Genomic DNA, 12,803 nt, shown 5'->3' on the forward strand with positions numbered 1-12,803 from the left:
CCGGCCTGCCTGCGGAGAAATCTGGCCACGAACACGCGGCCGTTGGCCATCAGCCGCGAACACCCGCCCAGGCGAGCCAGAGCCAGCCGGCGATCAGCAACGTACCGCCGATGGGCGTGATCGCGCCGAGCCAGCGCGGCGCGCCCATCGCCATCAGATAGAGCGTGCCGGCGAAGATCGCGGCGCCGACGACGAACAGCCATCCGGGGCCGCGCAGGTCGAGCCGAAGCGCGACCAGAGCCGCGACCGCGTGGATCAACTGATACTGGCCGCCGGTGCGCAGCCATTCGGCCGCCTGCCCGCTGGCGCCATGCGCGCCGAATGCACCCGCGCCGACCGCCAGCGCGCCCGACAGACCCGCCAGAACCATCAACCAGTTCATGTGTCGTTCCCCCTGCCCCATGGCTGCTCCGCGGCGACGATCGCGCGGGCGGCATAGATATCGCCAGCCTCCAGCTGGATGCGCAGCCGTTCGCGGTCGCTGGCGCGGTACATCGCCTCCGACCGGTCAATCTCGCCGCGGTCGATGCCAAGATCCGCCATCGCGCCGCGCGCCATCTTCACCGCCGATTCGAGCACTTCGCGGACCACCAGCTTGGCCGGGCTGCCCTTCAGCTTGATCAGCATGCGGCGATCATAGGCGCGCACATAGATGGCGGCATGGGGAAATGCCTCATGCACCGATTCGACCACTTCGGCGGTGACCTGTTCGTCGTCGATGCAGAACAGGATCAGCTCCGCCTCCGCCGCGCCGGCCTGGCGCAGCAGATCGAGCCGGGTGCCGTCGCCATAATAGACCTTGGCGCCGAACTCCCCGGCGATGTCGATCATCTCGATATCGGTGTCGATCAGCGTGACAGGGATGTCCTGCGTCAGCAGCATCTGCCCGACCGTCTGGCCGAAGCGGCCATAGCCGACAATGATCGCATTGGCGCCCTCCGCCTTTGGTCCCTCGCGTTCCTCGGCGATGATCGGCGCCTCGCGCAGCCGCCTGGTGGCGCTCATCAGGAACGGCGTGGTCGCCATCGACAAGGTGACGATGGCGCCGAACAGCGAGGCGGCCTCCGGCGCGATCAGATACGCCTTGGTCGCCTGCGCAAACAGGACGAAGCCAAATTCGCCGCCCTGGCTGAGCAATACGCCAAGGCCGAGCGCCGAGCGCCAGTTCATCTTGAACAGGAGGCCTAGGCCGAAGATGACCAGCGTCTTGGTGGCGATCAGCGCCAGCGCCATCGACACGACGAACAGCGGGCGTTCGGCAATCGCCGTCAGGTTCAGCATCATGCCGATGGTGAGGAAGAACAGGCCGAGCAGGATCGAGCGGAAGGGATCGACGTCGGCCTCCAGTTCATGCCGGTACGGGCTGTCGGCCAGCATCACCCCGGCAACAAAGGCGCCGAGCGCGGTGGAAAGGCCGAGCGATTCCATCAAGGCGGCGCTGGCGATGACGGTGAACAGCGCGGCGAAGACGAACATCTCGCGTTCGCCCATGTTGCCGATCAGGCGGAACAAGGGCGACAGGATGAAGCGTCCCGCGGCGATCAGCCCGACGACGGCGGCGATCGTGTAGAGGATCAGCAGCCAGCCCGGCGGGCCGCCGGCATCGGCCGGATTGCGGCTCAGCGCGGCGATGATGGTGATCAGCGGGATGATCGAGAGATCCTGGAACAGCAGGATCGAAAAGGCGCGTTCGCCAAAGGGGGTGCGCAGCCGACCGGAGGATTGCAGCAGCGGCAGCACCTGCGCGGTCGAGGACAGCGCCAGCGGCAGGCCGAGCGCAAGCGCGGCGGGAATGGAGAAATGCGCAAACACCGCGATGATGGCGGTGATCGCAATACCGCAGGCGACGACCTGAAGCAGGCCGAGGCCGAAGATATCCTGTTTGAGTTGCCACAGGCGTGACGGTTTGAGTTCCAGCCCGACGACGAACAGCAGCAAGGTGATGCCGAGTTCGGCGACACCCAATTTGGCATCGGCATCACCGACCAGCCCCAGCACATGGGGGCCGACGACGGCCCCGGCGACGAGATAGCCGAGCGTGGCGCCCAGCCCCAGCCGGCGGAAGAGAAGAACGAACCCGAGCCCAGCACCGAGCAGGATCACCCCATCGCGAAGCAGTGATCCAGTGGCACCGTGTTCCATCAGTTCCTCGCGGCTGCGTGCGTCGCCTGCTCCGCCGCCTCCGCCGCGGCCTCGAAGGCGAGACGGATCGAGGCGTGGCGGGCATGATAGTCGAGCGCGGGTGTCAGCACGTCGAGCCCGGGCCAATCCGGGATGTTCCCGGTCCGCGCAAGCCAGCCGGTCAAGGCGTCGCGCGCCGCGGCCAGTTCATCCGGCGAGCGGCCGATGATCTGCGCGGCGAGGAGCGAGGAGGATGCCTGGCCCAGCGCACAGGCGCGCACCAGCATCCCCGCCTCGCTCACCCGACCGTCGGGGCCGAGATTGACGTCCACCGTCACCCGGCTGCCGCAGATCGGCGAGCGTTTCTCGCTGCTGCCCATCGGATCGGGCAGGCGTTCGTCGATCGGATTGTCAGTGGCGAGGCGAAGGATCGCATCATTGTAGAGCGTGTCGCTCATGCCGGCGTCCTGCTGCTGGAGGGGGTGGGCGTGGCACCGCCGAAGGGGCCGTCGGGGCCGAACACCGGCTCACCCCGGCGGCGGCGATCGACGAAATCGGCAATCGCGCTGCTGGTCGCGTTGAGCAACGGATAGGTGCGCGCGTCCTTCATCCACGCCGGGCGGCTGCGCGGGCCGCCGCCGATCGTGTCGAGCACCAGCAATGCCAGCAGGAAGGCAAGGCTGGCGAGGATCAGCCCCTTCAACGCGCCGAAGCCGAAGCCGATCGCGCGATCGACCGGGCCGACCACCGACTTGCGCACCCGGTCGCCCAGTGCGCGCGCGACGATGCGGCCAAGAAAATAGGTGATGCCGCCGACCAGAACGAAGGCCAAGGCCGCGCCGCCCGAGGGGGTGCCGATCGGCCCGGCCAGCGCCTGCGACACGGGCAGGTGAAAGATCTTAATCGCGAAGACCACCGCGACCCAGGCGAACAGCGCCAGCACCTCCGTCACGAACCCGCGCTTCAGCCCCAGGAGGGCGCTGCCGCCAACGGCGGTGAGCACCGCAATATCGAGTCCGTTCAGGTTCATTGTCGCTTATCTAGGGTCCGCCGGTTGCAACGTCACCCAGCCATGCGGCGGGGCGTTGGCGGGCCCTTAGCCGCGGCCGAGAAGATGATCCACCAGCCGCGCCAGCGTGGGGAAGCCGGAGAGGCGCATCGGCGCCTGTTCCCTCGCCAAAGCGGCGGGGACGAGCGCCTGCCCGAAGCCGAGCTTTGCCCCTTCCTTCAGGCGCAGCGCGGCGTGCGCGACGCTGCGCACCTCACCCGAGAGCGCGACCTCACCAAAGGCGATCGCGTCGGTCGGCACCGGCCGTTCGGACAGCGCGGAGACGAGCGCCGCAGCGACCGCCATGTCGGCGGCGGGATCCTGCACGCGGTAGCCGCCGGCGACGTTGAGATAGACCTCCGCCGAGGAGAAGCTGAGCCCGCAGCGCGCCTCCAGCACGGCGAGGATCATCGCCAGCCGGCCGCTGTCCCAGCCGACCACCGCCCGGCGCGGCGTGGCGCCGCTGGCGAGGCGGACGACCAGCGCCTGGATTTCGACCAGCACGGGGCGAGTCCCCTCCAGCGCCGGAAAGACAACAGTGCCGGTCACGCCCTCGTCACGCTGGGTCAGGAACAGCGAGGACGGGTTGGACACCTCGGTCAGCCCTTGCGCCTCCATCGCGAAGACGCCGATTTCGTCGGTGCCGCCGAAGCGGTTCTTGATCGCGCGCAGGATGCGGTATTGATGGCTGCGCTCGCCTTCGAAGCTGAGCACGGTGTCGACCATATGTTCGAGCACGCGGGGACCGGCGATGGTGCCGTCCTTCGTCACATGGCCGACCAGCACCAGCGCGGTGCCGCGTTCCTTGGCGAAGCGGATCAGCTCCTGCGCGGAGGCGCGCACCTGGCTGACGGTGCCGGGCGCGCCTTCGATCAGGTCGGAATGCATCGTCTGGATCGAATCGATCACCAGCAATTCGGGCGGACGGCCGCTGCCGAGCGTGGTCAGGATGTCGCGCACCGACGTGGCGGAAGCGAGCCGTACCGGCGCCTCCCCCAGCCCCAGGCGGCGGGCGCGCAGCCGGACCTGATCGGCCGCCTCCTCACCCGAGACATAAGCGACGTCGGCGCCGGCGAGCGCCATCAACGCCGCCGCCTGCAGCAGCAGGGTCGACTTGCCGATGCCGGGATCGCCGCCGATCAGCGTGGCGCTGCCCTCCACGAAACCGCCGCCGAGCGCGCGATCAAGCTCCGCGATGCCGCTGGCGCGGCGGGCCGGCAACGGGATCTCGGCATCGAGCGCGACCATCGTCACGGTGCGGCCGCCGCCCTGCAGATTGTGCTTGGCATGGAAAGGCGTGACGATCGCGGGCGTTTCCTCGACCAGGGTGTTCCATTCGGAACAGTCGACGCATTGCCCCTGCCAGCGCGACGAGACCGACCCGCAGGACTGGCAGACGAAGCGCTTCTGGATCTTAGCCATGGGGGTTCCGGGATCGCGGCGGGAGCATCGCCGCCTGTTCTATCGTGAGAACAACTGGAGAACAATCCCGCGCTTCGCTATCCTGCCGTAGCCATGATGCCGGCCGAGTCGCCCTTCCCTTCGATCGCGCCGCGGCACGACCTGCCGCCGCGGCCGCTGCGCTGGCTGTTCCTCGACCTCAATTCCTATTTCGCCAGCGTCGAACAGCAATTGCAGCCGTCGCTGCGCGGGCGGCCGGTGATCGTCGCGCCGGTGGGGAGCGATACGACGGTCGCGATCGCCGCGTCGGTGGAGGCGAAACGCTATGGCATCACCACGGGGACGCCGGTGTGGGAGGCGAAGCAGCGCTGCCCGGACCTTGTCGTCACCCCGGCGCGGCACCGGCGCTATGTCGAGTTTCACGATGCGATCGTGGCGGAGATCTGGCGCCACATTCCGGTGACGCGGGTGTGCTCGATCGACGAGGTGGCGTGCCGGTTGCTCGACAATGAGAATGATCGCGAGGCGGCGATGGCGCTGGCGCGGCGGATCAAGGCGGGGATCCGCCGGCGGGTGGGCGATTGCCTGACGTCGTCGGTGGGGATCGCGCCCAACCGGCTGCTCGCGAAGCTCGCCTCCGACCTGCAGAAGCCCGACGGGCTGGTGGTGTTCGAGGACAAGGACCTGCCGCACGCGCTGTTCCGGCTGAAGCTGAGCGACATCGCCGGGATCGGCGCGAAGATGGAGCGGCGGCTGGCGCGTGACGGGGTGAACGACATTGCGCAACTGTGCGCGCGGCGGCCGCGTGACGCCGGCCACGCCTGGGGCGGCACCGACGGCGACCGGCTGTGGTACCTGCTGCACGGCGTCGACCTGCCCGAGAAGCCGACGCAGAGCCGGACGATCGGGCACAGCCACGTCCTGTCGCCGGGCAAGCGCGGCTATGAGCCGGCGCGGCTGACCGCGCGGCGGCTGGCGCTGAAGGCGGCGAGCCGGCTCAGGCGCAAGGGCTATCGCGCGCGGCTGCTGGTGCTGCATGTCCGGTTCGAGAACGACAAGAGCGCTTGGCGCACGTCGATCCGGCTGCCCGAGACGCAGGACAGCTTCGTCGTGCTCGACCGGCTGGATGCGCTGTTCCCGCGCTTGCGGGAGGCAGGGCGCGGGCGGCCGGGCGGGTTCCGGCTGCGCATGATCGGCGTGACGCTGGCCGAGATCGTGCCGGTGGCGGGCGAGCAGGCGAGCCTGTTCGCGCATCTCGACCCCGCCGACCCGCTGGCGCGCGAGACTCGCGGGCTGGCGCTGAGCCGCGCGATGGACCGGATCAACCAGCGGTTTGGCCGCCATGCGGTATCGCTCGGCCCGCTGGGCGGCGGGCGGGCGGACCGGGTGGGGAGCAAGATCGCCTTTGGCCGAATCCCGGAACTGGACGAATTCCATGAGTGAAGCCGGCGAAAAGGCGATGATCCTTCCGTTCCGGCCGCTTTTATCGAAATAAAGTATCGCGGCTCACCGCCTTTGCCTTGACGCTCTGTGCTGCATGCGCGAAGTCGCGGGCCGCTATGAAGAGCCCCTTCCTTTTCGCCACCGCGGCGCTCCTCGCGCTCGCTGCCTGCAATTCCGAACCCACCGTGCCGGAAGTGCTCGACTCGAACCCCGATCCGATGGCGGGCGAACTCGCCAACGCCGGCGCGATCGAGCTTCCGCCGTCGATCAAGGCGGAAAAGTCGATGCGCTGCGGCGACAACAGCCTTGTGTACGTGACCTTCTTCGAAGGCGACAAGCAGGTCGTCGTGAAGACTGCCAAGGATGGCCCGTCGACCACGCTGACCGCCCCGAACGCGGGTGAGCCGCTGACCGCCGAGGGCGGCTGGAAGCTGACCGGCGACACCAAGAGCGTGACGATCGAGCAGCCGGGCCAGAAGGCCCTCACCTGCCGCGGCTAACCCATCGATGATCCGTCGCCGCCCCTTTGCAGGAGCGGCGACGGCTTTCTATCTTGCGCGTCGACCATGACGCGCCATCGCCCCTTCGAAATCCTCGACCCCGCGACGGTGCTTGGCGCCTATGCGGTCGGCGTGTTCCCGATGGCGGACGCGCGCGACGCCCCCGGCGTCTATTGGGTCGAGCCGCGCCACCGCGCGATCCTGCCGCTGGACCAGTTCCATCTGTCGCGATCGCTGCGCCGCACGCTGCGCTCCGAACGCTTCCGCCTGACCAGCGACACCGCCTTTGCGCAGATCATCGCGCTGTGCGCCGAGTCGGCGAGCGACCGGCCGGAGACGTGGATCAACCCGTCGATCGAGCGGGTCTTTCTGCAATTGCACGAGGCGGGATTCGCGCATTCGATCGAATGCTGGGAAGGTGACGAGCTGGTCGGCGGCCTCTACGGCCTGGCGCTGGGCCGCGCGTTCTTTGGCGAGAGCATGGTGAGCCGCGCGACCGACGCGTCCAAGGCCGCGCTCGCCGCGCTGGTCGCGCGGCTGCGTTATGGCGGGTTCACGCTGCTCGACTGCCAGTTCATGACCGATCACCTCGCATCGCTGGGCGCGATCGAGATCGACCGGGACGATTACATCGCGTTGCTGGGCGAGGCGCTGGCCGACGTGCTGGGTGCGGCGGGTGCGGACGGCGCCGCGGCGGCGGGCGTCGAGGGTGCGGGAGCCGACCCGCTGTCCGTCGCAGCGCCAGCGGATTTCCGCGCGGTCGACGGCGCGGCGATTACATCGGTATCCGGCCCCTTGTCGGGGAAGGACATCGTGCAGCTCTTGGGCCAGACGTCGTAGATCGGGTGCTGGACGACGTTCAGCGCCGGCCGTTCCTTGTACAGCCAGCCCGAAAAGGCGCGGCGCCATTTGTCGTCGCTGCCGCGCACATCGAGCTGCACGAAGGCGCCGGTGAGCTGTTCCTGCTCCCACGGCGCGGTCCGCTCACAGGCGCGCAGGCGGATGATCGTGTCGCCGACGCGCACCGCCTGGCCCGGCTTGATCGGCACGTCGCGGCTGACGCCATTGCGCTTGTTGAGGAGGCCGATCACCGCGCTGCGCTGCGCCATCGGGGTGCTGCCGGCATCGACCGGGGCGGCATCCCCCTCCACCGTCACGACGTCGGACGGGACATTCTCGGCCGCCTCGGGAAGCTGCTGGCTCGCGGCCGGCGCGCGGCGCGAGCCGGCGTCATCGCCGTCGCTGGCGACATACCAGACGCCGACGCCGAGCAGGGCGGCGCCGCCGATCGCGGCCGCCGCGACCGCAGGCTTCACGCGTCGGGGCTCCACGCCTCATAATCGCCGGTGGCGGCTTGGCGGCGACCACCCTTTTCGAGCGCGCCCGACGGACGATAAGCCTCGGGCGTGCCGGTCATGTTCGGCTTCGCCGGCTTCTGCCAGGGGCGGGGCGGCGGCAGCGCCTGGGTGGGCGCATCGTCCACATGCTTGTGCAGCCAGCTGAACCATTCGGGCGGCACGCGGCTGGCATCGTTGGAGCCGTTGTAGACCACCCAGCGCCGCGGGTTGCCGGCCGTGTCCTTGCCGCCCTGGTAATAGACGTTGCCAAGCGAGTCCTCGCCGACGCGCGTCATGCCGCGCAGGCCGAACCAGGTGCCGATGGTGGCGCCATTCCACCAGGTGAAGGGATTGAGGTTGATGCCCATGTCGTCCCAGCGCTTAGCGGCTGGCGCGCGGGGCATCAATGGCGAGGCGCCGCAAAGGCGATGCGCCCGCCCGCAAAAATCGCGTCATGCCGCCGGAGAGGATCAGCGCGCCGAAAGCCCGGTGCCGCCGAGCGGCCGTGTCTCGGCAATCCGCTCCATCCCCGCGATCAGCGGGCGACCGCGCGTGATGGCGTCGCGGACCGAGGGCATCTGCAGCGAGGCGACATGCGATACCTGATCGGTCCACACCTCGGTAATCCAGATGGTGTCGGCCTCGGCGGGATCATCGGCGACGACATAGCTGAGGCAGCCGGGCATGCCGGCGACGCCGTCGAGCAGGATCGCCGTCAACTCCGCGCGCTTGCCGGGTTGCGCGGTCATCTTTCCAATCAGCCCGTACATTCCCGTCCCCTTTGCCATTGCCTCAAAGGGTCCGACCACCGCCGCTGCAGCCGTGCCGGCCAGAAAGGTGCGTCGTTCCCATGTCATCGCACCGCCATAGCATGTCGCCGCGCCGGCCGCGCGCCCCGTCGCTCAGCCTGCGCGACGAATCCGGCGCGCGACCCCGCGCAGCAGCGGGGTGCCGGACAGGCGCTTCGCCACGCGCATCGCCGAATCGAAGCCGCCGACCAGCGCGACCGCGCCGCGATTGGCGAGCGAGGGGCGCAGCAGCAGCAGATCACGGCATGCCACCCCGCCGGTCGCCATGCCGCGCTTGTGCTGCCCCTCCCCCTCCGTGAAATCGAAGCGGGCGAAGCGATCGGCAAAGAGGTCACCCAGCGCCGCTTCCATCAGGACGCTGCCCGGCGACAATGCGGCAAAGGCGGGATCGTGGCCGACATAATCATAGCGCAGCGTCCCACCGTCGGCGCCGCACCACAGATAGGCGGCGGGCGTATCGCTGACATAAAGGAGCCAAGCGCGCACCCGATCCTCGCCCGCCTGCGCCAGCATTGCGCGCACCCAGGCGGGGTCGTCGGGGATACCGGCCCCCATCAGCCGTTCCTGATAGGTCCTTTCCGCCAGCCGCCGCGCCACCGGGTGAAAGGCGGCGAGATCGGCAGCGCTGCGGAAGCGGCGGATATCGAGCGCGCCGCCCGATTCAGCGGCAAGCTTCTTCGCCTTGCGCTTCATGGTGGAACGCGCCTGCCGTGACAGGCCGTCGCGCCAGGCCGCCTCCCCCGCGGCGAGATCGACATAATAACGGGTGTAACGCTGTCGTTCGAAGATCACCCACCGTTCGAACAGCACGCCGGGCCAGTCGGGGGCCAGCGCCTGTGGCAGCGAGGTGACGAGATAGCCGTGCGCCGCGGGATCGAGCGGCGGCAGCGGCGGCAGCGCCCCGCCCAGTTTCCGATCGAGCGCCTGATTGAGCGCCTGATCGAGCGCCTGATCGAGCGATAGCGCGACGCGGGTCAGGCGCCGCGGGATGGTGGCGAAGGTGCGGGCGCCGATCTGCAGGCGCAGGGCGGCCGTCGTCACGCGCGCCGCTCGGCCACCAGATTGGACCAGAGCTGCTCCGCCTGGCGCCGCCCGCGCCGCCAGCGGCTGGCGGGGAGCGGGCGATCGTCGCGGCCGAGCCGGAGCCTCGGGCGATCGGCGAAATGCGTCGTCGGCGCCTTGCCGCGGCGGGCGGCGAGCATCCGGCACAAGGCCTCGAACCGCTGGACATGGACGCGGTTGGCCGCGAGGCCGGCGCGATTGGCGAGTTCGAAACTGTGGCCGACGATCGTCAGCGCGGCATGATCGGCGATGATGGCGTGATCGAGCGCCGCGCTCATCTCAGCGGCGGACAGCGCGCAGATCTGGACATTGCGCCAGACGCCGGGGCGGTCCTCGATCACGGTCACCGGCACCTCGACCACGCCCGCATGCTCGACGGGGGCGATCTGCGACGGCGCGAGGCCGATCGCACTGGGCCAGGGATGGTGCGCACCATTGTGGCTGCTGTCATAGGCGATGCCGATCGCGGCGAGCGCCGCGAGCGTCGCATCATTGGCCGAATAGCTGCCGCTGCGAAAGGCGACCGGCGCGGGTGCCCCCGCCTCCACCAGCAGGGCGGCGGCCTCTGCCAGCAGGCGCTGCTGCTCCTCGCCGGCGAGGTCGATCAGCTCGAACTTTCCGTGCGCGCCGCGATCCGCAAGGCCGGCACCGACCCAATTGGGATGGAGATGGAGCTGAACCTCCTGCCCCGCGTCGCGCACCGCCGCGACGATGCGCCGGAAGGGATCGAGACCATAGACACGCGCCGGCATCGGATCGACGAAGAAGGTCGCCTTCAGCGCATGCCGCTTGAGCATCGCGAGCTGCCAGGCGAGGCCGACGCCGCCCGGCTCGATCGATCGCGCCTCCACCGCATCGGGTGCGAGCCCCGCGGCATGGTGGCGCCACGCGATCTCGGTATCGATGGTGAGAAAGACCGGGGTCATGCACCGGCTGTACCATCACGCCGTAAAGATTCCGCCAATGTTCACGCCGGAATGGCAAACGGGCGGCCACCGATGATCCGGTGACCGCCCGCGATGCCGGCGCGGCATGGGGTGAGCCGCGCCCCCTGAAATTTAGAATTGTGCCTTACTGGCTGCCAGCAGTGGCCGGGCTGCCGAGGAAGCCGCTCAGCTCATCCTTGGTGAGGGAGGCCGACTTGTCCTTGTCCGCCTGGGCGAAGGCCGCATCGTTCCACTTCGGATCGGCGGGCTTTGCCGCGGCATTGGGCGCCTTTGCCTTCAGCGCGTCCATCCAGGCGGCGAACTCGGTCTTGTCGAGCGTGCCGTTGCGGTCCTTGTCGTAGCTGGCGAATTCGGCGTTCACGATGCTTGCGACCTGATCGGCGCCAGTCGCCGCGGCGCTCTCCGTCGCGGCGCCACCCGGTTGCGCGGGCGCGGCGGGCTGCGCCGGGGCAGCACCTTGCGGCGTTGTCGAGGGGGCGGGCGAAGCGCTCGGCGCCATCGGCTGAGTCCCGGCCGCGTCCTGCGCAAGCACCGGGGCAGCAACCATCATCGAACCAGCCAGAATGAAGCTCTTCAGCATCATCTCTCTCCTTTATACTATTCCATGTCGTGTCGCGTATTTCACTTTTCAACCTTGCGGTTCGGACAACAACTTGGCGCAATAAACCGATAACTTGGATATACGGTTCCTCGTCGGGCATTTGAAGCGATTGCGCTAGCCTGCTACCGGCACCCAGCCCTGTTTTTGCAACGACTCAACCATGAGGCGTTGCCCCAGCACGACCGAGGAAATTCACATGGTTCCGCGCTACTCCCGGCCCGACATGACGGCGATCTGGACGCCTGAAGCCCGTTTTCGCATCTGGTTCGAGATCGAGGCGCATGCGACCGAGGCCCTCGCCGAACTGGGCGTGGTGCCGAAGGAAGCCGCCGATGCGCTATGGGCGTGGTGGCGGACCAATCCGGAGATCGACGTTGCCGCGATCGACGCGATCGAGGCGGTGACCAAGCATGACGTGATCGCATTCCTGACGTGGGTGGCGGAGCAGGTCGGCGATCAGGCCCGCTTCATGCACCAGGGGATGACGAGCTCCGACGTGCTCGACACCTGCCTTGCCGTGCAGCTGGCGCGGGCGAGCGACATCCTGATCGCCGATCTCGACGCGCTGCTGGCGGTGATCCGCCGCCGCGCCGAGGAGCACAAGTTCACGCCGACGATCGGCCGCAGCCACGGCATCCATGCCGAGCCGGTGACGTTCGGCCTGAAGCTGGCGCAGGCCTATGCCGAATTCGATCGTTGCCGCGTGCGGCTGCTCGCCGCCAAGGCGGAAATCGCGACCTGCGCGATTTCGGGCGCGGTCGGCACCTTTGCCAATATCGACCCCCGCGTCGAGGCGCATGTCGCCGCCAAGCTGGGGCTGACGGTGGAGCCGGTGTCGACCCAGGTCATCCCGCGCGATCGCCACGCGATGTTCTTCGCCACGTTGGGCGTCGTCGCGAGCTCGATCGAGCGGCTGGCGACCGAGGTGCGCCACCTGCAGCGTACCGAGGTGCTGGAGGCGGAGGAATATTTCTCGCCGGGGCAGAAGGGCTCGTCGGCGATGCCGCACAAGCGCAACCCGGTGCTGACCGAAAACCTGACCGGCCTTGCCCGCATGGTGCGCGGCTATGTCACCCCGGCGCTGGAGAATGTCGCGCTGTGGCATGAGCGCGACATCAGCCATTCGTCGGTTGAGCGCTATATCGGCCCCGACGCGACGATCACGCTCGACTTCGCGCTCGCCCGGCTGACCGGCGTCATCGACAAGCTGCTGGTTTACCCGGAGCGGATGCAGCGCAACATGGACCGGATGGGCGGCCTCATCCATTCGCAACGCGTGCTGCTGGCGCTGACGCAGGCGGGAGTCAGCCGCGAGGATGCGTACCGGCTGGTCCAGCGCAACGCGATGAAAGTGTGGGAATCGGACGGCGCGCTGTCGCTGAACGAACTGCTGAAGGCCGATCCCGAAGTGACCGCGGTGCTGTCACCCGAAGCGATCGATGCCGAGTTCGACCTTGGCTATCACCACAAGCACGTCGACACGATCTTCGCCCGCGTGTTCGGCAACTGACCGACCGGCGCCCTTCCCCCGCAT

Annotated in this window: 14 protein-coding genes and 1 pseudogene; 4 read left to right on the forward strand and 11 right to left on the reverse strand. The window is 68.7% G+C overall.

Annotated elements, in window-relative coordinates:
• Positions 1-49: 49 nt before the first annotated feature.
• The 5 genes from L8F96_RS04060 to radA all read right to left on the reverse strand — a co-directional run bounded on the left by L8F96_RS04060 (position 50) and on the right by radA (position 4,591).
• Positions 50-382, reverse strand: a complete 333-nt coding sequence (locus tag L8F96_RS04060) for a DUF423 domain-containing protein (RefSeq protein WP_046409209.1) — start codon at positions 380-382, stop codon at positions 50-52.
• Positions 379-2,142 (reverse strand): cation:proton antiporter domain-containing protein, encoded by a 1,764-nt coding sequence (locus tag L8F96_RS04065; protein ID WP_046409208.1) that lies wholly within the window; start codon positions 2,140-2,142, stop codon positions 379-381. Before L8F96_RS04065 ends, L8F96_RS04060 begins: the two co-directional genes overlap by 4 nt.
• Entirely contained in the window at positions 2,142-2,579 is a 438-nt protein-coding gene (locus L8F96_RS04070) for an iron-sulfur cluster assembly scaffold protein (RefSeq protein WP_046409207.1), read from the reverse strand. Before L8F96_RS04070 ends, L8F96_RS04065 begins: the two co-directional genes overlap by 1 nt.
• Positions 2,576-3,151, reverse strand: a complete 576-nt coding sequence (locus L8F96_RS04075; RefSeq protein WP_046409206.1) for a CvpA family protein — start codon at positions 3,149-3,151, stop codon at positions 2,576-2,578. The genes L8F96_RS04070 and L8F96_RS04075 overlap by 4 nt, the downstream gene beginning before the upstream one ends.
• Before the next feature lie 66 nt (positions 3,152-3,217).
• Positions 3,218-4,591 carry a DNA repair protein RadA gene (gene radA, locus L8F96_RS04080; RefSeq protein ID WP_136450684.1) on the reverse strand — a complete coding sequence of 458 codons (1,374 nt, stop codon included), beginning with the start codon at positions 4,589-4,591 and terminating at the stop codon, positions 3,218-3,220.
• A gap of 93 nt (positions 4,592-4,684) precedes the next feature.
• Here radA and L8F96_RS04085 point away from each other — a divergent pair, with 93 nt between their 5' ends.
• The 3 genes from L8F96_RS04085 to aat all read left to right on the forward strand — a co-directional run bounded on the left by L8F96_RS04085 (position 4,685) and on the right by aat (position 7,353).
• Positions 4,685-6,013 (forward strand): Y-family DNA polymerase, encoded by a 1,329-nt coding sequence (locus L8F96_RS04085; RefSeq protein ID WP_334655179.1) that lies wholly within the window; start codon positions 4,685-4,687, stop codon positions 6,011-6,013.
• Between the two features lie 116 nt (positions 6,014-6,129).
• Positions 6,130-6,513 carry a hypothetical protein gene (locus L8F96_RS04090; protein ID WP_046409204.1) on the forward strand — a complete coding sequence of 128 codons (384 nt, stop codon included), beginning with the start codon at positions 6,130-6,132 and terminating at the stop codon, positions 6,511-6,513.
• A 66-nt stretch (positions 6,514-6,579) separates the two neighbouring features.
• Positions 6,580-7,353, forward strand: coding sequence for a leucyl/phenylalanyl-tRNA--protein transferase (aat, locus tag L8F96_RS04095; RefSeq protein WP_334655181.1), 774 nt, complete (start codon positions 6,580-6,582; stop codon positions 7,351-7,353).
• Positions 7,354-7,388: 35 nt separating this feature from the next.
• On the opposite strand, the pseudogene L8F96_RS04100 reads toward aat, so the two are convergent.
• The 6 genes and pseudogenes from L8F96_RS04100 to L8F96_RS04125 form a co-directional block, all read right to left on the reverse strand.
• Positions 7,389-7,622: pseudogene (locus L8F96_RS04100) on the reverse strand (DUF2155 domain-containing protein); the annotation flags it as partial.
• Between the two features lie 203 nt (positions 7,623-7,825).
• Positions 7,826-8,218, reverse strand: coding sequence for an NADH:ubiquinone oxidoreductase subunit NDUFA12 (locus L8F96_RS04105; RefSeq protein ID WP_334655633.1), 393 nt, complete (start codon positions 8,216-8,218; stop codon positions 7,826-7,828).
• A 102-nt stretch (positions 8,219-8,320) separates the two neighbouring features.
• Entirely contained in the window at positions 8,321-8,620 is a 300-nt protein-coding gene (locus L8F96_RS04110; protein ID WP_046409200.1) for a putative quinol monooxygenase, read from the reverse strand.
• 132 nt (positions 8,621-8,752) lie between these two features.
• Positions 8,753-9,700 carry a GNAT family N-acetyltransferase gene (locus L8F96_RS04115; protein ID WP_231621928.1) on the reverse strand — a complete coding sequence of 316 codons (948 nt, stop codon included), beginning with the start codon at positions 9,698-9,700 and terminating at the stop codon, positions 8,753-8,755.
• A complete protein-coding gene (locus L8F96_RS04120; protein ID WP_125944267.1) occupies positions 9,697-10,647 on the reverse strand; it encodes a polysaccharide deacetylase family protein in 951 nt (316 codons plus the stop codon). Before L8F96_RS04120 ends, L8F96_RS04115 begins: the two co-directional genes overlap by 4 nt.
• 145 nt (positions 10,648-10,792) lie before the next feature.
• A complete protein-coding gene (locus L8F96_RS04125) occupies positions 10,793-11,248 on the reverse strand; it encodes an EF-hand domain-containing protein (RefSeq protein WP_145118291.1) in 456 nt (151 codons plus the stop codon).
• A 217-nt stretch (positions 11,249-11,465) separates the two neighbouring features.
• Between L8F96_RS04125 and purB the strand changes: the two genes are divergently transcribed.
• Entirely contained in the window at positions 11,466-12,779 is a 1,314-nt protein-coding gene (purB, locus tag L8F96_RS04130; protein ID WP_301090813.1) for an adenylosuccinate lyase, read from the forward strand.
• Positions 12,780-12,803: the final 24 nt, after the last annotated feature.

Origin of the sequence: Sphingomonas panaciterrae (genome assembly GCF_036890205.1) — a bacterium.
Taxonomy (GTDB): Bacteria; Pseudomonadota; Alphaproteobacteria; order Sphingomonadales; family Sphingomonadaceae; genus Sphingomonas; species Sphingomonas panaciterrae.